A 17,524-nucleotide genomic window follows, 5' to 3' on the forward strand; every position below is an offset into this window, starting at 1 on the left:
TCGCACTGGCGGCTTAATGAAAGGATAAATGAAATTGCGACAAATCCCGCGAAAGGCCCTCAAAGTCCCATTCCGGGACAAATCGCCGGGGCTTTGTCTTTTGTGGTTAATGGGGTGTAAGCGCTGGATTTCAGGTGGTTTTCGGCCTCCTGTTAACCTCTGTGGCAACGCTGCCCGGCTGCGCACCCCGCGTTTGCCGCCTTGGTCTGCAATCCTCCGCCTTGAACCTTAATGGCGGCCGCTAAAATACGATGCAAATGCCATTCAAAAGCCGATAATTTCAATTTTAAGAAAATACGGTGCAAATGCCACCGGTTTTGGCAAAGGCATGTTCCGAATCCACGCCTAAGGTGTGATGACAAGGCGCCAAGGGAGCGAACCCGGCAGAGACCGGACGCAGGTTTGAGTGCCTTACCAAAGGATGGGCAAGACAATGTGGTTTCTGATCAAGGGAACATTCTGGTTTTCGCTGGTGCTGGTGCTGTTGCCGTTTCTCGATCCGGCCAGCACCTCGACGCTTGAGCGCGGCCCGAAGGTCGATGTCGGCGACACGGTCTCGGCCGCAACCGAAGCCTTCGGCTATTTCAGTGCCATCTGCATCGAAAAACCGGATGTCTGCGTCAAGGGCACCGAGACGTTCGTGGCGCTCGGCCACCGGGCCCGTGAAGGCGCCAAGATCGCCTATCAGTTTCTCGACCAGCAATTTGCCGAACCCAGCGATGCCGTGACCACAGGCACAGTGGCCGCCTCCGGGCAGCCAGCCATCGACGTCACCGCCGATGTCGCCACCGCCGAACAGGCCGCCGCACAGCCGGAACCGATCTTCAACAGAATCCCGGTGCCGGAAAAGCGCATCGAACCGAAGGCGTCCGTGGTGCGGTAATATCCACGCCTTTCCCTTTTCGACGCGCGTTCGCCTCAGATTTCCCCAGCCTGATCCCTTCCGGCAAGAAAAGCAGAGACACCACCAGCCAAAGCGATCCCGCCGATGCGGTTTTCGTTGTCGAGAATGTTGGCAATCAAAAAACGTCTCAAGGCGAACAGTCCTATCATTGGAACGGCAACCGAGAGAACAACGGCGCCGGTGTAGGCGAAAGCCCATACGATCGCCAATGCCGATGCAGCCAGGAGCACTCCTGATGTTTTCCAGAAACTTCTCTTTGGCACATCGTCGATGCCGACGAAGCCGCGGCGGGACATCAGCGTCAAGACACATCCCACGACAAAAACCGTGACCAGCACACCTCGATAGGAATGGACAACCAGTGCATCGCTGAATTCACGGGCGCCGATTGCGAAAGATACCATGATCAAAGGCGTGATGATCAACAGGTGCAGGTTAATCCCCAGCATGATGGGGTTGGAGAAAACGCCAAAACGGTAAAAACCGAGAAGCTGGGCGGCGGCCAACAGGGCTCCGGTCCAGCCCGACGTTTCCATGTCGAAACCGCTGCGCCACAACGCCAGAAACACGACGGACGGCACGGCCTCCAGAATGTCGGTTATCCATGTCCTTTGCAGCGATTTTTTCATGCGTTTCCCCTTAGCGCATTTGGACGAGACCTTCTGGAACAGGATCGCCCGATGCGGATCAGGCGTAAACGGGTCTTCCCTCTAAAATTGCAGATATCCATCAATACAACAACAGTTTATGTCACTGCGAAGCCTAAATAGATGAGCTGCTGCCTGCTCGAAAACCTCTTCACAGTTTTCCCCATCACGCCTATATCAACGGCATGGACCAGACGAACACATCGCCGATCACCCCGCTTGCCGAGATCATCGACAATTGCGCCTATCTGGACGATTGGCAGGACCGGATGAGCTATGTCATCGAGCTCGGCCGCAAGCTGCCGGAAATGCCGGAAGACAAGCGCACATCCGAGAACAAGGTACAGGGCTGCGCCAGCCAGGTCTGGCTGGTCACCCATGCCAGCCCTGCGGCAAGCGATCCGATCCTGACCTTCGAGGGCGAATCGGATGCGCATATCGTGCGCGGTCTTGTCGCCATCGTGCTGTCGATCTTTTCCGGGCAGCACGCCTCCGATATCATCAAGACCGATGCCATCGACCTGTTCGGCCGCATGGGCCTGATCGAATACCTGACGGCGCAACGCGCCAACGGATTGCGGTCGATGATCAAGCGCATCAAGGACGAGGCCGCCCGCCAGCTTATCGCCTAGCTTACCAGTCGCCCGCATCGGGCCGGTAGCCCTCAGCACCCCAGGCATGGTTCCTCCTTGGTGCCGCCGGTGGCGGCGCGTAATGGCGGGCAAGCGCCATCAAGGCGGTGCGCAGCATCAGCTTGGCCGAACGCGCCGGCCATTGCCGCTCCCGCTCGACGATTTCCAGCCCCTTCTGGAAGCAGCAGACATCCAGCGCCACACCGCAGAGTTCCGGCCCGATCGCCTCCATCGCCTTGCCGACGCGAAACCGTGCAGACATGGCCGAATCGCTGATATCCCCAGCGCCGCCGGCGCCACCCTTGGTCTTCGTCGACAAGCGTGGCTCGTAGGACATGGTCAGCCGTGGCTGCAGATGCGCCCGGGTGAAATCGGCATGCAGCCTCTCTCCTGCCGCGATCGCCTCCTCAGGCAGGAAAGGCTGGCCGGATTTCTCCTTCAGGCGTGCGGCGGCACCGAGCGGCGATTCCAGGTGATTGACCCGAACGGCCTGACGCACACCCTCGACGTCAGCGGTCGCGGTTTCGATGTCGCGGTGCTGTTCCTGATACGCGTCGGGGGCGCCGACAAGGGCGCGGCGCAGGAAAGGCAGCGCCTGTGCCGTTGGCCGGATGACAGAGCCGTCAAGGCGCAGCAGTCCGAGGGAGAGCGCCTGCCTGACCGTCGATCCCGCGACCGGGCGCGGCGGCTTGCCTGGCTGCGGCCCCTTGCCGTGGAGAACGAGCGTGTCTGCCGCCGCGCCGGGCTCCAGCCGGACCGGAGCATGCGTGACGACGGCACGGACGAAACGGACGAGGTTGTTTTGCGCGGTGCGGGCGCAGGGTGTTGCCTCACGCATGGTCCCGCCCTCCCGGCGCACCGAAGAAGCAGGTGACGACACGCTCCAGCGCGGCGATGAAATCGTCGAAGGCCCGATCGTCGCGCCGGTCCTCGACGACATTGCAGGCATGGCTGACGGTGGTGCGATCACGGCCGAAGGAATAGCCGATATCGGTCAGCGAAATCTGCAGCACGACATGGCAGACATACATGGAGATCTGCCGGACATGGCAGCTGGTGCGGCGGCGATCGCGCCTGAGCGGCACGCGCTCGCCGACCAGCATGACCATCTCCGCCGTCACCTGGCGCACAAGACGGCATCTGTGGTGGGCGGCAACGGACAGAACCGGGCCCCAGGGATCGGCCAGCGTCCCGGACCCGGGCGGCTGGATGGACTGTGTGACCACGCGCGCTCTTGGGGCCGGCAAAGATTGTTTTGGAGACGGGGGCCGATGAAGAAAATGGCTGAGGTGCATGGCTCACTCCTTTTATAGGAATTAATTCATACACCCTAGTGCGATTGCGGGGATGAATGAAAGCACTCGATCACAACCATCCGTTGTTTCTCCAGTGTTTTCGAGCTTTTTGCAAAAAATAATAGGTATTTTTTCCTCGCCTGATTTTTTTCCGGTCTGTGCCTGGCACGAAAAAGCCGGTCTGTGGGAGTCAGACCGGCTTGAACATCGATTGCTGAAATCGGGTGGTTTACTTGGCGCGGCGCTTGCGGCGCTGACCCAGGCCCATTTCCTTGGCGAGGCGCGAACGCGCTTCCGCATAGGCCGGTGCGACCATCGGATAGTCAGACGGCAGATCCCACTTCTCGCGGTACTCTTCCGGCGACAGCGTGTGATGGGTCATCAGGTGGCGCTTCAACGACTTGAACGTGCCACCGCACTCCAAACAGGTAATCTGGTCGTCCTGAACGGACTTGCGAACCGAAACGGCAGGCTTTGGCTTTTCGATCACAACCGCAACCGGTGCCGGGCTGCTGGTGTTGTTCAAAGCCGCATGCACGTCACCGATCAGTGTCGATAGTTCGGCGACCGGCACGACATGATTGCTGACATAGGCAGCGACGATCTCGGCGGTCAATTCGACCAGCAGGTCGTGGCCCGAGCCCAGCGGTAAATCCGTCATTTTTTCTTTCTCCTATCGGAATCACTTCAAACGTGGCCGCGACGGGTTTATCGCGGACACAACTAAACCATCTTGAGAAAGTGCCCGAACATCATGCTCCTCCGCCTGGCCAGATGCGCTTAGCTCCTGACGACGACAGAAAACCACGAGAACCGCATAATACTCCTAATTCCCAGAGATTGGAATCCGTTACCAAAGCGCCGGGACAACCCTGCGCCTCAAAGCAACGATCAATAGTCACAACCCATGCTGGAATTTCACAATGAAGTAATACGGAAATGGACACTTTGCCTTTACTCGATTAACATCGATCGAGCAAAAGTCCAACCATAATTTATGCGAGATTTAGCCTATTGAACTTCAAAGGCGGCGCATTCCAGGGTCAACTTGGAAACATTACGATACATTTTGCCGCAGAGGCTGTGCGACTTGCCAAGTAATCGAGATTTTACTTGGCATTAACCATATTGTTTGCAGCAATACCAAGCCCCAGCTTCGAGACATTCTAATGAGGAACCCGAGTGGCCGGCGTGACAAAACCGGCGGGGCCGGATCAGAATCGCGCCAAAGCATGCATCGCGGCAGAATGCGTTCGATTAAAGGCACGGGCGCATTCACAGGCTATGGGATTTCGGCGGAGACTGCGGCATCTGGTCGGTCACCGACAGATTGCTCAGCCGGTACCCCGCCTGATGGGCGGCCTTGGCCAACAGGTGGGCCGCGAGCGGCGCTGTCAGCACGAAAAAGGCAAAGCCGGCAAGGGCGCGCAACAGGATGGCGATATCCATCGCATGGATGCCGGCGGCCAGCAGCAGCAGGCCGGAACCGATCGTGCCGGCCTTGGAGGCTGCGTGCATGCGCGTGTAGAGATCGGGGAAGCGCAGCAGCCCAAGTGCTGCCAGCACGCTGAACAGCGAGCCGGTCACCAGCAGCGCACTGACGGCGAGCGCAATCAGCATATCGAGATCGCCTTCCATTACCGGGCTCCCTTCTTATTGCGGAGCACCGGCTTGCCACGCTTAGCCTTTTGCGCGGCGGGCAGCGAGCGCCCTGCCCCCTGGCCCCTCTCCGGCGACAGTCCGCGCGCCAAAATGAAACGGGCAAAGGCGACGGTGGCCAGGAAACCGACGAGACTGAGCGCAATGGCGATGTCGATATAGAGATTGAAGCCGCTCTTGATGGCGAGGACGGCGATCAGGCCGATGGCGATCGCCACCAGCATATCGAGACCGAGCACCCGGTCGGGCAGGGTCGGCCCGCGCAGGATCCGCACCACCGTCAGCACCAGGCCGAGCGACAGGGCGGCGAGCGCGAAATAGATCGAGGAAGACAGGATGACGGAGGGGCTCATAGTGGAAAGGCCTCCCGGATGCGGCGTTCGAAGCCGTTGGAAATCGCCCGCTTTTCCGCCGCCGGGTCGTGGCAATCGAGCGCGTGGACATAAAGCGTCCTGCGGTCTTCGGAAACATCGACCGACAGCGTGCCCGGCGTCAGCGTGATCAGGTTGGCCAAGAGGGTGATTTCGAAATCCCGTGTCAGCGACAGCGGAAAGGCAAAAATGCCCGGCCGCAGCCGCATGTTCGGCCGAACCACCAGGATCGCCACCTTGATGGCCGACAGTGAAAGTTCCTTGAAGAACAGCGCGGCAAGCAACAGCAGTTTGACGGGACGGACACGGTGGCGTGCTACGGCAAACTGTTCGCGCACCAGCCAGATCGATAGCGCCCCGACGGCAAAGCCGAGCAGCAGATTGTGGATGCTAAAACTGCCGGACACGGCCGCCCAGGTCAGCATCAGCAGCAGGTTGACGGCAAGGAATGTCATGGCGCACCTCCCGCCGGGAAGACGGAGTTGAGATAGGCGGACGGCTCGTTGAGCGTCGCTGCGGCCTGTTGGGCGAGGTTCAGCAGGGTTTCGGGAAACAGCCCGATGACAACGCTGGATACCGTCAGGACGAGGACCGGCAACAGGGCGGTGATCGCCGGCGGCTGCGGTATTGCCGCCTCCTGGGCATCCGCCGGGCGCCAATAGGCCAGAAGGAAGACCCGGCCGGTGGCAATCATGGTGAGGAAGCCGGACAACAGCAGGATGGCCGCCAGCCAGGCAAAACCGCCGTCGATCGCGGCCTTGACCAGCATGACCTTCGGCCAGAAGCCGGAAAACGGCGGCAGGCCGGACACCGAAAAGAACAGCATCAGCGACAGCGCCGCAAACAGCGGGAAGTGGCGATAGAGGCCCCCGGCATTGGTGAGCGAAAACCCGCCACTCAACCGGGCGGCGGCACCGGCGGCCAGATAGAGCGCCGTCATCACCAGCATCGAATGCACCGCATAGAAGATCACCCCGCCGATCGCGTCTGCCCCGCCGATGGCGATACCGGCAAGCATGGCGCCGATGCCGGAGATGACGAGATAACCGAGCAGGCGGCGGGTGTCGCTCTGCGCCAGAGCGCCGAGCGAACCGGTCAGCATGGTCAGCGCTGCAACGATGGCCAGCACAAGGCTCAGCTGCTCACGCTCTGCCGGAAACAGCATGATGCCGATGCGGATCAGGGCATAGATGCCGACCTTGGTCAGTAGGCCGGCAAACAGCGCCGACACGACGATGCGTGGCGTGTGGTAGGAGGCGGGCAGCCAGAAATTCACCGGGAATGCCGCCGCCTTCATCGCGAAGGCGAGGATGAAGAGCGCCGTCAGCGTCACCAGCGGCGCCGTCATCTGCAGGCCGGGCGCCTTGGCCGCGATATCGGCCATGTTGAGCATGCCGAAGATGCCGTAGAGATAGCCGGTGGTGATCAGGAACAGCGTGGTGGCGACGAGATTGAGGAAGCCGTATTTCACCGCCCCGTCGATCTGCTCGCGTTCCGAGCCCAGCACCAACAGGCCGAAGGACGAGATCAACAGCACCTCGAACCAGACATAGAGGTTAAAGACGTCGCCGGTCAGAAACGCGCCGCTGACGCCCGCCATCAACAGCATCAGGAAGGGATAGAAGCCGTAGCGCCTGCCGCTGGCATTGATGTCGTCGATGGCGGCGACCGCGCCAATCAGCGCCACTACGGCCGATGTCAGCGCAAACAGCGCGCCGGTGAGATCGACCGTGAACGCGATGCCGAACGGCGGCAGCCAGCGGCCCATCACCATCGTCACCGGTCCGCTTTGGGCGACATGCCAGAGAAGCGTCGCGTCGAGCCCGACCAGAACGGCAAGTGCTGCGACGGCGACCAGCGGCTGGGCCAGACTTTTGTGGCGGATCATCAGCAGGATGGCGCCGATGGCAAGGCACCAGGCAACCGGCAGGATCACCAGCCAGTCGAGCGCCGCCACCGGCTGAAGAACCAGGGCTGCGGAGAGATCGGCGGGAGAGGTGGAAGCGGCCATATCTGTCAGTATCCAAGCGGCGGCGGCTGGACGTCGTCCGGCTCGGCCACGCGCATCGCATCGGCGTTGTCCGTTCCAAGGCTGCTATAGGCGCGCCAGGACAGAACCAGAAGGAAGGCGAAGAACGAGAAGGAAATGACGATCGCCGTCAGGATCAGCGCCTGCGGCAAGGGATTGGCGGTGGCGCCAGCCGGCACATCCAGCCCTGCCCCGATCACCGGCGGCACCTCGCGCATGATGCGGCCGCTGGTGAAGATCAAAAGGTTGACCGCATTGCCGAGGATGGCGACGCCGAGCAGCATGCGGATGATGAGTTTCGACAGAAGCAGGTAGACGGCCACAGTGAGGAAGATGCCGGTCAGAACGGCGAAAACGGGTTCCATCAGTCTTCTCCCCTTTCCTCAAGCGAGAGGGCAATGGAGGTGACCGCGCCGACGACGACCAGATAGACGCCGATATCGAAGGTCATGACGCTCGACAGCGGGATCTCCTGCCCGAAAACCACGGGATAGACCCAGAGCCCGGTCATGAACGGCACATGGAAGACCACCGACAACAGGCCGGACAATGTTGCGAGAAGCAGCCCGGCACCGGCGACCGACAGGGGATGAAAGACGATTGCCCGCCGAACCGTCTCGACGCCGAAGGCGATGCCATAGATCGACAGGGCGGCAACGGCGATCAGGCCGCCGATGAAACCGCCGCCCGGCTCGTTATGGCCGCGCAACAGCACGAAGATCGAAAACAGCACCATGACGCTGACGATCACCGGGGCGATGGTGCGGAAGATCAGCGATTTCATCGGCCACCCTCCTCTGCATCCGGATCGTTATCGGCGATGCGGCGCATCGCGCCTGCCCGCAGGCGCACCAGCGACAGGACGGCAAGCCCTGCAATCATCACCACGGCAATCTCGCCCAGCGTATCGGTGCCGCGGAAATCGACGATGATGACGTTGACGATATTGGCACCGTGGGCGACGGTTTTCGAATAGTGCGCGAAGAAATCCGACAGCTCCGTATCGAACGGACCCTGCGTCACCTTGAGCAGCAGCAGGCCGGCGCCGAGCCCGCAGGCAATGGCGATCGCCGCATCCGGCAGGGTCTGGCGGAACGGCCGGTGATCGGTCGGCGACAGCCTGAGCCGCGTCATCACCAGCGCCAGAATGACGACCGCCAGCGTTTCGATCATGAACTGGGTGAAGGCCAAGTCCGGCGCGCCATAGAGCAGGAAGATGACCGCGACCGAAAAGCCCTGAATGCCCAGCGAGACGATCGCCGTCAGCCGGTCCTTGGCGAGGACGACGGCAAACAGCCCGATCACCGCAATGATCATGATCGCCAGTTCGTGCAGGGGGATAGAGGGAAACACCGGTGCCAGTGCCAGTTCGCCGAACAGGAACGGCGGCACGAGAAGGACGATCGCCACCATCACGAAGGTCGCGGTCATGTAGGTATCCAGCCTGCCGTTCTGCAGCCGCCGGGTCACGGCAAATGACACACGAAGGAGGCTGCGAATGGCCTGATCGAAGCCGCGATCCGGACCCCAGCCGATCCAGTCTAGAACCGACGCCACGCCCGCCCTCACCCGCGCCAGGCCGAGATAGAGGGCAATGCCGATGACGACGGTGCCTGCCGACAAGGCAAGCGGTACGCCGATATGCGGCTCCAGCGACATGGTGACGGTGCGTGCTTCGCCGGCGATGGCCGATGCCATCGGCGACGAAATCAACGCGTGGACAGTGCCGGACAGGAACGCGGCTGCAAGTCCTGCAAGCGCCAACATGCCGGGCCCGAGCCACAGCAGAAGCGGCGCCTCATGGGCCTGTTTCGGGGTTGCGACCCGCGTGCCGGCGAATGGCTTCAGCGCAACGGCGAAAGCGACGGCGAACATCAGCGCGTTGCCGGCAATCACCAGCGCCGCAAAGGTGACCGACCGGGGGCCGAAGGCCGAGAGGGCCGCGTAGACCTCCTCCTTGGCCAGAAAACCGAAGAATGGCGGCAGGCCCCCCATCGAGATGGCAGCAGCGAGCGCGATCGCAAAGGTCAGCGGCATGGCCGAGCGCAGACCGCCAAGCTGGGTGACATCGCGCGTGCCGGTCTCATGATCGATGATCCCGGCGACCATGAACAGCGCGCCCTTGAACAGCGAATGGGCGACGAGATAGAGCACCGCCGCCTCGATCGCATAGGGCGCACCGAAGCCGGTGAGCATCACCAGAAGGCCGAGCGACGACATCGTCGTATAGGCGAGCATCAGCTTGAGGTCGGTCTGGCGCACGGCCAGCAGCGCGCCGATGAGGAGCGTGGCGGCACCGAACACCGGCAGGATGAGCTGCCATTCCGGCGTGCCGCCGAGCACCGGATTAAGCCGCATCAACAGATAGACGCCCGCCTTAACCATGGTGGCCGAATGCAGATAGGCCGAGACCGGGGTCGGCGCTTCCATCGCGTTCGGCAGCCAGAAATGGAACGGAAACTGTGCCGATTTGGTGAAGGCACCGCCCAGCACCAGCACGAGCGCCGCCAGATAAAGCGGGCTCGCCTTGACCACCGGACCAAGCGACGACAAAGCCGAGAACTGGGTGACGCCGGAAATCTGCCACAAAACGATCAGGCCGGCGAGCAGGAACAGCCCGCCGCCGCCGGTGACGACCAGCGCCTGAAACGCGGCCCGGCGCGCGGCCTCGCGGTGATGATCAAAGCCGATGAGGAGGAACGAGGTGATCGACGTCAGTTCCCAGAAGATGAACAGCATCAGGAAGCTGTCGGAAGCGACCAGCCCCAGCATCGATCCCATGAACATCAACAGGAACGAAAAGAATCGGCCCTGATGCGGATGGCCCTTGAGGTATCCACCGGCATAGAGCACGATCAGCGCACCAATGCCCGAGATCAGCAGGATGAAGCTCAGCGACAGGCCGTCGATCAGCCAGGAAAACCGCACGTTGAAGGACGGGACCCACGTATAGCCGCCGGTGACGGCTGTGCCTTGGGCGATCTCGGCCGTAAAGCCGGCAAAGTGAACAAAGATCGCAGCCGGTATCAGGGCCAGCACCCAGGCGGCATTGCTGCCAAGCATTCGTGTCAGCCAGGGTGCAACAAGAGCGCCGAGAAAAGGCAGGCAGAGGGCCAGAAATGTCAGGTCGGTGACATTCATGGGTCAGCAGGTCCTTTCGTGCGCGGGGCGGCGGAAAACAGGAAGCGCGGCACGCAAATGCCGCAGTGTCTACCGTTGGGAATAAGGCAAGCGATGGGCAAACTCAAGGTTACGGCGGGATATACAGATCCTATTCCCCGGTTGCGGTCCGCAAAAGGCCGGCTGCGTTCCGACGCCAAATTTATCGTCAGGCCCGTGACGGCAATTGCCGCCGCCGAAGTTCGTCCTATGTCCTGCGCCATAACGTCACGGAGAAGCCGATGAACGAGAAAAACACCCTGAAAGTCGAAAAGACCGATGCGGAATGGCGGGCGCAGCTGACCCCGGAACAATACCGCATCACCCGTCAGCACGGCACCGAGCGGGCCTTCTCAAGTCCGGATTTCGCGCTGGGTAAAACAGGCGTCTATCACTGCCTCTGCTGCAACCGGCCGCTCTATCGCTCGCAGACCAAATTCGATTCCGGAACGGGGTGGCCGAGTTTCTTGGAACCGATTTCCGGCGACGCGGTGACGGAACATCACGACACCTCCTACGGCCTGAGCCGGACGGAAATTCGCTGCGCCGACTGCGACGCCCATCTCGGCCACGTCTTTCCCGATGGCCCGCCGCCGACCGGCCTGCGCTATTGCATGAACGGTGTCGCGCTGACATTCGAGCCGGAGTGAGTTGTTGCCGGTTTATATCGGGCCGCAGTATGTGCACAGCCCTGCGGCCGATCGCGAATATTCGCCGGGTCTGTAGCGTTCCCTTTTTAACGGCTTTGCAGCACCATGCTGGGATGGGGGGAGACAGTCTTGAAACATGCGCTCTTGCTGATCGCCGGTCTTTTCACCGCAATCCCGGTTTTGGCAGCGGAAAGTTGGACCCGCTATTCAAATCCGCGGTTCGACTATAGTGCCGAAGTGCCGCCCGGTTTCACGCTGACAGCGGAAAGCGACAATGGCGACGGCGCAACGTTTGACGCAAAGGACGGCGCCAGACTGTTGATTTACGGCGCTTATGTCGAGGACGGCGCTTTTGCGGCCGATATCCGCCAGCGCATCATCTGGGACAATCAGAAAGGCTGGCAGATCACTTATGAAAAAGTGACGCCGCGATGGGCAAGCTATTCCGGCGCACGGGGCGCCGATATCCTCTATTCCCGGGCGGTCGCTCTGTGCGACGGCAGCATTGCCTATTTTCAGCTGACCTATCCGCGCCAAACGCTGAAGGCCTATAACAGCCTTGTCGGCCGCATGGTGAAATCGCTGCGCCCTGCGGCAGGGTGCAATCAGGCGCCGACATCAGCACCGGCCGCCGCGCCGAACTGACATGGGGTGACGCCGGACCGATCTTCCGCGTCGAGATGCGGCACGCAGCAGCAAATGCTGCCTCCCATGGCCACGGAACTCACCCCACGTTTCACTCACGTCAAAATGGCACCGGGTGTATAATCGTTGCGTCTATCGCAGCTGCGTCCGCCGTTCCGGCGGCAGGACCGCATAACATTGGCGGGAGTTGAACAATGACACATGTTGAATCCGGGCTGGGCAGGGAAATGGCGAGCCTGCGGGCCGATGATCCGTTTCTGGTCGAGGCTCCATCGCAGGCGCTGGCGCTGACGGGTTATCTTGCCTCCGTGCTCATGACTGCTGCCGCCACGGTGGTCGCGATCGGTATCGACAGCGGCATGAGCATCCCGAACGTTTCGCTCGTTTTCGTCATACCGGTGATCGTCGCCGGCGTGATCTACGGGCTCGGGGCCTCCATCTGCTCGGCGATCCTGGGTGCGCTCGCCTACAATTTCTTCCTGACCGAGCCGCGCTACACGCTGGCGGTCAGCGACCCGGCCAATGTCTGGGCGATCGCACTGCTGCTTTTCGTCGGGCTGATCGTCAGCAGCGTTGCCTTCACCTCGCGCCGCAGGGCGATCAACGCCGCCCTCCTGACGAAACAGGCCACCCTGTTGCAAGACTATAGCCGCGACATCGGGGCGGCCGCCGATACGAAAGCTGTCGCTTCCATCACCTCCAAGGCACTTGCGGCGCTGTTCAACGTTCCCGCCGTGGTGATCCTGATGACCGGGAATGAAGCCGTGTCCGTCAACAGCGCCGGTGGTCTGGAGCTTCAGGCGGCCGATCTTGATGCAGCGCGTTCGTCATTGGTGATGGGATCCGTGGCGCGTGCGGGTGTCTACCCGGCCGTGGCCTCACGGTTTGATTTCTGGCCTGTGCCGGCTGCGGCGGGCGAAGATGCCGTCATCGGGATCGCATTTGCGCCCGGCCAACGGCCTTCATCGCCGCAGACGTCTGTCGATATCATTGCGCGCATTTTGGCGCTGGCGCTCGATTGCCAGCGCTTGCGGGCCGGACGCGGCTCTCCCGCATAACCGAAGGTCAGCGGGGACCGTATCGGCCGCTCAACTCGACGCGCTGCTGATGCAGGTGAGAACGGCGGAATAGTGCACGGCAGCGGCGGTGACGACGAAGCCGTGCCAGATCGCATTCTGGAAGCGCAGCTTTTCCCAGACGTGAAAGATCACCCCAAGCGAATAGATGACGCCGCCAGCCAGGATGAGGATCATCGTCGTTTCCGTCAGCTGCGACAACAGCGGGCCGGCAGCGAAGACGCCGCTCCAGCCCATGGCGAGGTAAAGCAGGATCGCCAGCTTGTCGAAGCGGCCGGGAAACACACATTTGATCAAGACGCCGACGATGGCGATCGACCAGATGCCGATCAGCATGCCGAACAGAAAGGGATCGTCCCAGCCGCGCTGCAGGAAAGGCGTATAGGTGGCGGCAATCAGGATGAAGATCGACGAATGATCGAAACGGCGCAGGAACCACTTGGTCTGCGATACCGGATAGAGATTGTAGAGGAAGGAGATCGACAGCGTCGCCACCAGCCCGGCGCCGTAGATCCAGGCGGCGACCAGTTGTCCCGACGTGCTCCAGACGCTGGCATAGAAGATCATCGCGGTGACGCCGATCAGCGCGAAGGCAAGCCCGACACCGTGGACGACGCCATCGGCGATCAGCTCTGAGCGATCGTAGTTCCACTTGATGCCCTTGATTTCCACGTCAGCCTCTCAACATTTCATTCGCTTCGTTGGCACGACGGCCCTGCCTTGGCAAACCGCCATCGCACTTTGCCGTCAACCGGAGCGCTCGGCAAGCCGATAACGATAACAATTTGACAGGCGGTTAAGGCTGGAACAGGGCGATAGATCAACATTTGCGACAGGCCCACACACCGGCAGGGCGGAATCAGCTGTTCTGCCGTCCTCCTTCTGCGCGGCGGTGCATCCGCATCCTGCCGATCAAGCGCGTTGCCGGAGCGACCGGCGGCGTTTAGGGCGTCCCGCTAGAACCGGATCCGCTCAGGCGGCCACGCTTCTCGCCGACGGACGCTTCCAGAGCAAAGCCGTGGTCAGAAAAACGAAAACGATCGCGCCGGCGACGTATAGTATCCGCGTGGAAAACGATTCCGCAGCACTGCCGGGCAAGGGCGAAACGCCGAGCCCGAAGAGGATCAGGAACGTCGTCAGCGCACCGGCGTAAACCTTTGCGTCCGCACTTCGCGCCGCCGCACGGCCGCCGACAAAAAGGCAGACGACCAGCACGATGACGAACATGGAAAACAGGTTCGGGCGGATGGTCAAAATGGCATAGGCGACCGATGCGACGATCCCGCCGAACAGGTTGACGATCACCAGCCCAACGGATGCCCGGCCGCTTTCCGTCGTATCGAGTTGCCCCAGCAGGGACGCCACCGTTATCGGAATGACGATCGCCGCGCCCAGCGCCGCACTGGTCAGGCAGATCGTCACGCTCGACAGCAGGATCGCGGTGTTGGCCAGTGCCCGCAGATATCCGGGCGCTGCCGGGACCGGAGGTTGCAGCTGCGGCACGATCGAAGCCGGCTCCGGAATGACCGCATGGGCAAGCCACATCATCGCCGCACCGCTTAAAACCCCGAAAGCCAGGATCGACAGGATGGAGGCAGCCAGATCCTTGTTGAGAACACCCAGCAACGGCACCATGACGGCGACGACAAGGACGAGGAAAACCGCCGGGCCGCCTTTGCCGCTCGCCTGTGCGGCGAAACACAAAAAATAGATCAGTCCGAGAACCATGAGAAAGGTCGCCGGGTGGTCGCCGAACCACGCGGTCAAAAGCAGCATGACGGTGCCGGTGGCCAGAATGAGGATTGCCATGCCGAGCGTCTTGCCCGCAGGCATGGGCTGCGAACTCGACAGCAGAAACTGGGCGGCAAACAGCGGCCCAAGAAACGGAACGATCGCCCCCATCGCGACCGAGACGGTGAAGCCCAGCGAGACCGCGAGCGCGACCCGCAGTCCCTTGCGTCGCTGTTCGGCAACGGGATCAGCCAGCATAGGTCAGGACCGACATGATGCGGATCCAAAGCGAGCCCCAGGCGTTGGTGACCGGGTTGTCGCCGGTATAGACGACCACTGTCGCCTGCGAGCCGTAGCGAACCCCTTTCGGCCTGCCTTCGTCCAAAACCAGGCGAACGGGAAACCGCTGCGCTTCGGCGACCCAGCCGCTGTCGCTTCGAATGGTCGGCAGGCCGGTACTCGGATCGGTGCCGCCCTGCGACACGCCGAGACCGACGCTTTCCACCCGGGCTTTGAACAGTTGCCCCGGAAGGGCATCGAACAGCACTTCGGCTTCGTTGCCGACCGTGACATTTTCGAGACTGTTCTCCTTGAAGGCCGCAGCGATCCAGACGGTCCCGACATCGATGAAGGTCATGGCGGACTGGCCGGCACTGACGACCTTGCCGATTGACAGCTGCAGGTTGGTGACGACACCTGCGGCCGGCGCGCGAACGGTCGTGCGCAGCAGATCGAGCTGCGCCCTTTGCAGCGCCGCCAGCGCCTCCTTCAGCTGCGGATTGTCGCTGCCCGCCGGACCGAGGTCCTTTTGCGCGCTCAAAAGATCGGCTTGCGCACCGTTTACGGCCGCTTCCGCCTGATCGAGGGCAAGTTTGGCTTCGTCGAGTTTCGCCTGTGCGTAAACCCCTCGCTTGACCAGTTCCGAGGCCCGGCCGAACTGCTCGAGGGCATTGTCGCGGTTCGCCTGCGCCTGGACGAGCCGGGCCTGTACGGCATCGACCTGCGCCGTCGAGGCACCGATCGTCTGGCCGACGCGCTCGAGAGCTGCTTCAGCCTCCGCGACGGCGATCTGGTAGCGGCTCGGATCGATGCGAAACAACACCTGCTCCGCCTCGACAGGGGAATTGTCCGTGACATTGACCTCGACAACGCGTCCCGTCACTTCCGGGGCGATGCCGACGACATAGGCCTGCACCTGCGCCTGCGCGCTGGAGGGGGTCCTTCGTTCCATGAAGATGGAGAGGACGAGCAGAACCAGGGCCAAAGCCACGATGATCAGGGCAACCCGGCGCAAAGGATTTCCGGGCGCCGGCGCCGGCACAGGTTCGCTTGACGTTTCTTCAGAAGCCACGGCTCGTTCCTTTAACTTTCAGCGCTTACGCAGCGGGATTTGTGGGATAGACGACGCGGCTGCTGCGAATGAACAGCGAGCGGATCTTGTCCCAGAAATTGCCGCCGAGGACGAAGAAGCTGGCAAGGAACATCACGTCGCCCAGCAACTGCAGCTGCCACATGTTCGGACGAAGATCCGGCCACAATGCGTCGATATAGGGCTCCAACGAAGCCGAGATCAGCGGGATACAGAACATCACCAGGCCGAGATTGTATCGCGCCCGGCTGATATGGGTGTCGGCAGACAGGCGGAAAACGCCGAAAATCTTCCTCTTCAGCTCCTGAAAGCCAGCCTTGCCCATCACCGCGATGACAAGCAGCAGCAGGACCTTGTTGACGATGAAGATCACCCCGGTGATGGCGGCGATTCTTGTGCTCGGCACCCCGGCCCATGCCGCAACCGGCACGCAAAGCCACATGGCGATGGCGATGCAGACAAGAACGATACCGAGCTTGAAACGCCAGGCGGGAGCTTGCGGCGCGACATTGTCTTCCAATTGAACTGACATTTCCTCGTCCCCTCCCTGAAGCGCTGACGGGTATCGGCCAGCGCGGTTCCTGCTCTTTTGCCGTCAGAACAAATATAAATCGCAAGTTAGACTTTTAGTACATGGGAAAATACAATCTGCCGGGCCGAATTGGGCTGCGGGATGGTGGCTGGCACGTTCCGCATCGCCGGGGCAGGCAGCATGCTTGCAGACATCGCGCTGTTCGACATCTGCAAGCGATGGATGCGCATCCGTTTTGCATCGAAAGCGGGCGCTACCCTTGTCGAATAGCGCCTGCCACTCTCGAAGACGGTTCGGCAACCGCGGCGTTCCGTTCTAACGGTCGATCAGCACCGCGCATTTGCAATGGCTGGCGACGCGGCTGGCGGTGGAGCCGATGAAATAATCGATCAGTCCCGGCCGGTGCGAGGCGATGATGACCAGGTCGCCTTCCGCCTCCTCGGCAAAATTGTTGATAACGCCGGCGGCACCGCCGATGCGGATTTCGACGCGGCCGTTCGTCACCCCATGTTTTTCCATAAGGCCGGTCAGCGTCTTCTTGGCATGGTCACGCGACGCCTCGATCAGTTCCAGCGGGAAATCGACGATCATATAGCCCTGGGCATAGGCGTTCAGATCCTCGACGACGTTGAGCAGGATGATCTCGCCGCCCTCGTCGACCAGCGACTTGGCGCGCTCCAGAACCTTCTCGCCGTGCTCCAGATGATCCATGGCGATCGGCACGATAATTCTCGAATACATGACTGTCTCCTCGGGTTCGCCGCAGCGAGCGCAGCGCGTGATGGCCGCTGACGGCCAACCTTTGCGCCGCATTGCGCGGATGGA

At 61.5% G+C, this 17,524-nt stretch carries 21 protein-coding genes; 5 read left to right on the forward strand and 16 right to left on the reverse strand.

What is annotated here, in order from left to right:
- Window positions 1–433: 433 nt before the first annotated feature.
- Entirely contained in the window at window positions 434–883 is a 450-nt protein-coding gene (locus ACP7BS_RS04880; protein ID WP_426236608.1) for a DUF5330 domain-containing protein, read from the forward strand.
- Between the two features lie 35 nt (window positions 884–918).
- Here the strand turns inward: ACP7BS_RS04880 and ACP7BS_RS04885 are convergent, their stop codons facing one another.
- Window positions 919–1,533 carry a hypothetical protein gene (locus ACP7BS_RS04885; protein WP_426236610.1) on the reverse strand — a complete coding sequence of 205 codons (615 nt, stop codon included), beginning with the start codon at window positions 1,531–1,533 and terminating at the stop codon, window positions 919–921.
- A 227-nt stretch (window positions 1,534–1,760) separates the two neighbouring features.
- Here ACP7BS_RS04885 and ACP7BS_RS04890 point away from each other — a divergent pair, with 227 nt between their 5' ends.
- Window positions 1,761–2,183, forward strand: a complete 423-nt coding sequence (locus tag ACP7BS_RS04890) for a SufE family protein (protein ID WP_426123621.1) — start codon at window positions 1,761–1,763, stop codon at window positions 2,181–2,183.
- A gap of 1 nt (window position 2,184) precedes the next feature.
- Here ACP7BS_RS04890 and ACP7BS_RS04895 read toward each other — a convergent pair whose 3' ends face one another.
- The 10 genes from ACP7BS_RS04895 to ACP7BS_RS04940 all read right to left on the reverse strand — a co-directional run bounded on the left by ACP7BS_RS04895 (window position 2,185) and on the right by ACP7BS_RS04940 (window position 10,678).
- Window positions 2,185–3,021, reverse strand: a complete 837-nt coding sequence (locus ACP7BS_RS04895; protein ID WP_426236611.1) for a DUF6456 domain-containing protein — start codon at window positions 3,019–3,021, stop codon at window positions 2,185–2,187.
- Window positions 3,014–3,292, reverse strand: coding sequence for a helix-turn-helix domain-containing protein (locus ACP7BS_RS04900; protein ID WP_426229417.1), 279 nt, complete (start codon window positions 3,290–3,292; stop codon window positions 3,014–3,016). Before ACP7BS_RS04900 ends, ACP7BS_RS04895 begins: the two co-directional genes overlap by 8 nt.
- Window positions 3,293–3,707: 415 nt before the next feature.
- The gene (locus ACP7BS_RS04905) at window positions 3,708–4,139 is read right to left on the reverse strand and encodes a MucR family transcriptional regulator (RefSeq protein ID WP_426228601.1); all 432 of its coding nucleotides are present in this window, start codon (window positions 4,137–4,139) and stop codon (window positions 3,708–3,710) included.
- A gap of 614 nt (window positions 4,140–4,753) precedes the next feature.
- On the reverse strand, window positions 4,754–5,116 hold the full coding sequence (mnhG, locus tag ACP7BS_RS04910) for a monovalent cation/H(+) antiporter subunit G (protein ID WP_426228603.1): 363 nt from the start codon (window positions 5,114–5,116) through the stop codon (window positions 4,754–4,756).
- Window positions 5,116–5,490 (reverse strand): cation:proton antiporter, encoded by a 375-nt coding sequence (locus ACP7BS_RS04915; protein ID WP_426236612.1) that lies wholly within the window; start codon window positions 5,488–5,490, stop codon window positions 5,116–5,118. The genes mnhG and ACP7BS_RS04915 overlap by 1 nt, the downstream gene beginning before the upstream one ends.
- On the reverse strand, window positions 5,487–5,963 hold the full coding sequence (locus tag ACP7BS_RS04920; protein WP_426228606.1) for a Na+/H+ antiporter subunit E: 477 nt from the start codon (window positions 5,961–5,963) through the stop codon (window positions 5,487–5,489). The genes ACP7BS_RS04915 and ACP7BS_RS04920 overlap by 4 nt, the downstream gene beginning before the upstream one ends.
- Window positions 5,960–7,519 carry a Na+/H+ antiporter subunit D gene (locus ACP7BS_RS04925; protein WP_426236614.1) on the reverse strand — a complete coding sequence of 520 codons (1,560 nt, stop codon included), beginning with the start codon at window positions 7,517–7,519 and terminating at the stop codon, window positions 5,960–5,962. Before ACP7BS_RS04925 ends, ACP7BS_RS04920 begins: the two co-directional genes overlap by 4 nt.
- A 5-nt stretch (window positions 7,520–7,524) precedes the next feature.
- A complete protein-coding gene (locus tag ACP7BS_RS04930) occupies window positions 7,525–7,902 on the reverse strand; it encodes a Na+/H+ antiporter subunit C (protein WP_426236616.1) in 378 nt (125 codons plus the stop codon).
- Entirely contained in the window at window positions 7,902–8,321 is a 420-nt protein-coding gene (locus ACP7BS_RS04935; RefSeq protein ID WP_426123504.1) for a Na(+)/H(+) antiporter subunit B, read from the reverse strand. Before ACP7BS_RS04935 ends, ACP7BS_RS04930 begins: the two co-directional genes overlap by 1 nt.
- Window positions 8,318–10,678: a putative monovalent cation/H+ antiporter subunit A gene (locus ACP7BS_RS04940; RefSeq protein WP_426236618.1), complete on the reverse strand. Its 2,361-nt coding sequence runs from the start codon at window positions 10,676–10,678 to the stop codon at window positions 8,318–8,320. Before ACP7BS_RS04940 ends, ACP7BS_RS04935 begins: the two co-directional genes overlap by 4 nt.
- A gap of 260 nt (window positions 10,679–10,938) precedes the next feature.
- Between ACP7BS_RS04940 and msrB the strand changes: the two genes are divergently transcribed.
- The 3 genes from msrB to ACP7BS_RS04955 all read left to right on the forward strand — a co-directional run bounded on the left by msrB (window position 10,939) and on the right by ACP7BS_RS04955 (window position 13,049).
- Entirely contained in the window at window positions 10,939–11,346 is a 408-nt protein-coding gene (msrB, locus tag ACP7BS_RS04945) for a peptide-methionine (R)-S-oxide reductase MsrB (protein WP_426236620.1), read from the forward strand.
- Window positions 11,347–11,475: 129 nt separating this feature from the next.
- Window positions 11,476–11,991 carry a hypothetical protein gene (locus ACP7BS_RS04950; RefSeq protein WP_426236622.1) on the forward strand — a complete coding sequence of 172 codons (516 nt, stop codon included), beginning with the start codon at window positions 11,476–11,478 and terminating at the stop codon, window positions 11,989–11,991.
- Between the two features lie 194 nt (window positions 11,992–12,185).
- Window positions 12,186–13,049, forward strand: a complete 864-nt coding sequence (locus ACP7BS_RS04955; RefSeq protein WP_426236624.1) for a DUF4118 domain-containing protein — start codon at window positions 12,186–12,188, stop codon at window positions 13,047–13,049.
- A 30-nt stretch (window positions 13,050–13,079) separates the two neighbouring features.
- Here ACP7BS_RS04955 and trhA read toward each other — a convergent pair whose 3' ends face one another.
- The 5 genes from trhA to ACP7BS_RS04980 all read right to left on the reverse strand — a co-directional run bounded on the left by trhA (window position 13,080) and on the right by ACP7BS_RS04980 (window position 17,440).
- Window positions 13,080–13,739, reverse strand: a complete 660-nt coding sequence (trhA, locus tag ACP7BS_RS04960) for a PAQR family membrane homeostasis protein TrhA (protein WP_426228623.1) — start codon at window positions 13,737–13,739, stop codon at window positions 13,080–13,082.
- Window positions 13,740–14,039: 300 nt separating this feature from the next.
- Window positions 14,040–15,056, reverse strand: a complete 1,017-nt coding sequence (locus ACP7BS_RS04965; protein ID WP_426236626.1) for a DUF2955 domain-containing protein — start codon at window positions 15,054–15,056, stop codon at window positions 14,040–14,042.
- Window positions 15,046–16,149, reverse strand: coding sequence for an HlyD family secretion protein (locus tag ACP7BS_RS04970; RefSeq protein ID WP_426236628.1), 1,104 nt, complete (start codon window positions 16,147–16,149; stop codon window positions 15,046–15,048). The genes ACP7BS_RS04965 and ACP7BS_RS04970 overlap by 11 nt, the downstream gene beginning before the upstream one ends.
- A gap of 25 nt (window positions 16,150–16,174) precedes the next feature.
- Window positions 16,175–16,699 (reverse strand): transporter suffix domain-containing protein, encoded by a 525-nt coding sequence (locus tag ACP7BS_RS04975; protein ID WP_426228629.1) that lies wholly within the window; start codon window positions 16,697–16,699, stop codon window positions 16,175–16,177.
- 315 nt (window positions 16,700–17,014) lie between these two features.
- On the reverse strand, window positions 17,015–17,440 hold the full coding sequence (locus tag ACP7BS_RS04980; protein WP_426228631.1) for a universal stress protein: 426 nt from the start codon (window positions 17,438–17,440) through the stop codon (window positions 17,015–17,017).
- Window positions 17,441–17,524: the final 84 nt, after the last annotated feature.

This window comes from Pararhizobium sp. DWP1-1-3 (genome assembly GCF_049896125.1).
Classification (GTDB): domain Bacteria; phylum Pseudomonadota; class Alphaproteobacteria; order Rhizobiales; family Rhizobiaceae; genus Pararhizobium.

What these genes read in the sequence shown, in the direction of transcription:
- ACP7BS_RS04880 (WP_426236608.1), top strand. Translation starts at nt 434, where the DNA reads ATGTGGTTTCTGATCAAGGGAACATTCTGGTTTTCGCTGGTGCTGGTG.
- ACP7BS_RS04885 (WP_426236610.1), bottom strand. Translation starts at nt 1,533, where the DNA reads ATGAAAAAATCGCTGCAAAGGACATGGATAACCGACATTCTGGAGGCC.
- ACP7BS_RS04895 (WP_426236611.1), bottom strand. Translation starts at nt 3,021, where the DNA reads ATGCGTGAGGCAACACCCTGCGCCCGCACCGCGCAAAACAACCTCGTC.
- ACP7BS_RS04900 (WP_426229417.1), bottom strand. Translation starts at nt 3,292, where the DNA reads ATGGTCATGCTGGTCGGCGAGCGCGTGCCGCTCAGGCGCGATCGCCGC.
- ACP7BS_RS04905 (WP_426228601.1), bottom strand. Translation starts at nt 4,139, where the DNA reads ATGACGGATTTACCGCTGGGCTCGGGCCACGACCTGCTGGTCGAATTG.
- mnhG (WP_426228603.1), bottom strand. Translation starts at nt 5,116, where the DNA reads ATGGAAGGCGATCTCGATATGCTGATTGCGCTCGCCGTCAGTGCGCTG.
- ACP7BS_RS04915 (WP_426236612.1), bottom strand. Translation starts at nt 5,490, where the DNA reads ATGAGCCCCTCCGTCATCCTGTCTTCCTCGATCTATTTCGCGCTCGCC.
- ACP7BS_RS04920 (WP_426228606.1), bottom strand. Translation starts at nt 5,963, where the DNA reads ATGACATTCCTTGCCGTCAACCTGCTGCTGATGCTGACCTGGGCGGCC.
- ACP7BS_RS04925 (WP_426236614.1), bottom strand. Translation starts at nt 7,519, where the DNA reads ATGGCCGCTTCCACCTCTCCCGCCGATCTCTCCGCAGCCCTGGTTCTT.
- ACP7BS_RS04930 (WP_426236616.1), bottom strand. Translation starts at nt 7,902, where the DNA reads ATGGAACCCGTTTTCGCCGTTCTGACCGGCATCTTCCTCACTGTGGCC.
- ACP7BS_RS04935 (WP_426123504.1), bottom strand. Translation starts at nt 8,321, where the DNA reads ATGAAATCGCTGATCTTCCGCACCATCGCCCCGGTGATCGTCAGCGTC.
- ACP7BS_RS04940 (WP_426236618.1), bottom strand. Translation starts at nt 10,678, where the DNA reads ATGAATGTCACCGACCTGACATTTCTGGCCCTCTGCCTGCCTTTTCTC.
- msrB (WP_426236620.1), top strand. Translation starts at nt 10,939, where the DNA reads ATGAACGAGAAAAACACCCTGAAAGTCGAAAAGACCGATGCGGAATGG.
- ACP7BS_RS04955 (WP_426236624.1), top strand. Translation starts at nt 12,186, where the DNA reads ATGACACATGTTGAATCCGGGCTGGGCAGGGAAATGGCGAGCCTGCGG.
- ACP7BS_RS04965 (WP_426236626.1), bottom strand. Translation starts at nt 15,056, where the DNA reads ATGCTGGCTGATCCCGTTGCCGAACAGCGACGCAAGGGACTGCGGGTC.
- ACP7BS_RS04975 (WP_426228629.1), bottom strand. Translation starts at nt 16,699, where the DNA reads ATGTCAGTTCAATTGGAAGACAATGTCGCGCCGCAAGCTCCCGCCTGG.
- ACP7BS_RS04980 (WP_426228631.1), bottom strand. Translation starts at nt 17,440, where the DNA reads ATGTATTCGAGAATTATCGTGCCGATCGCCATGGATCATCTGGAGCAC.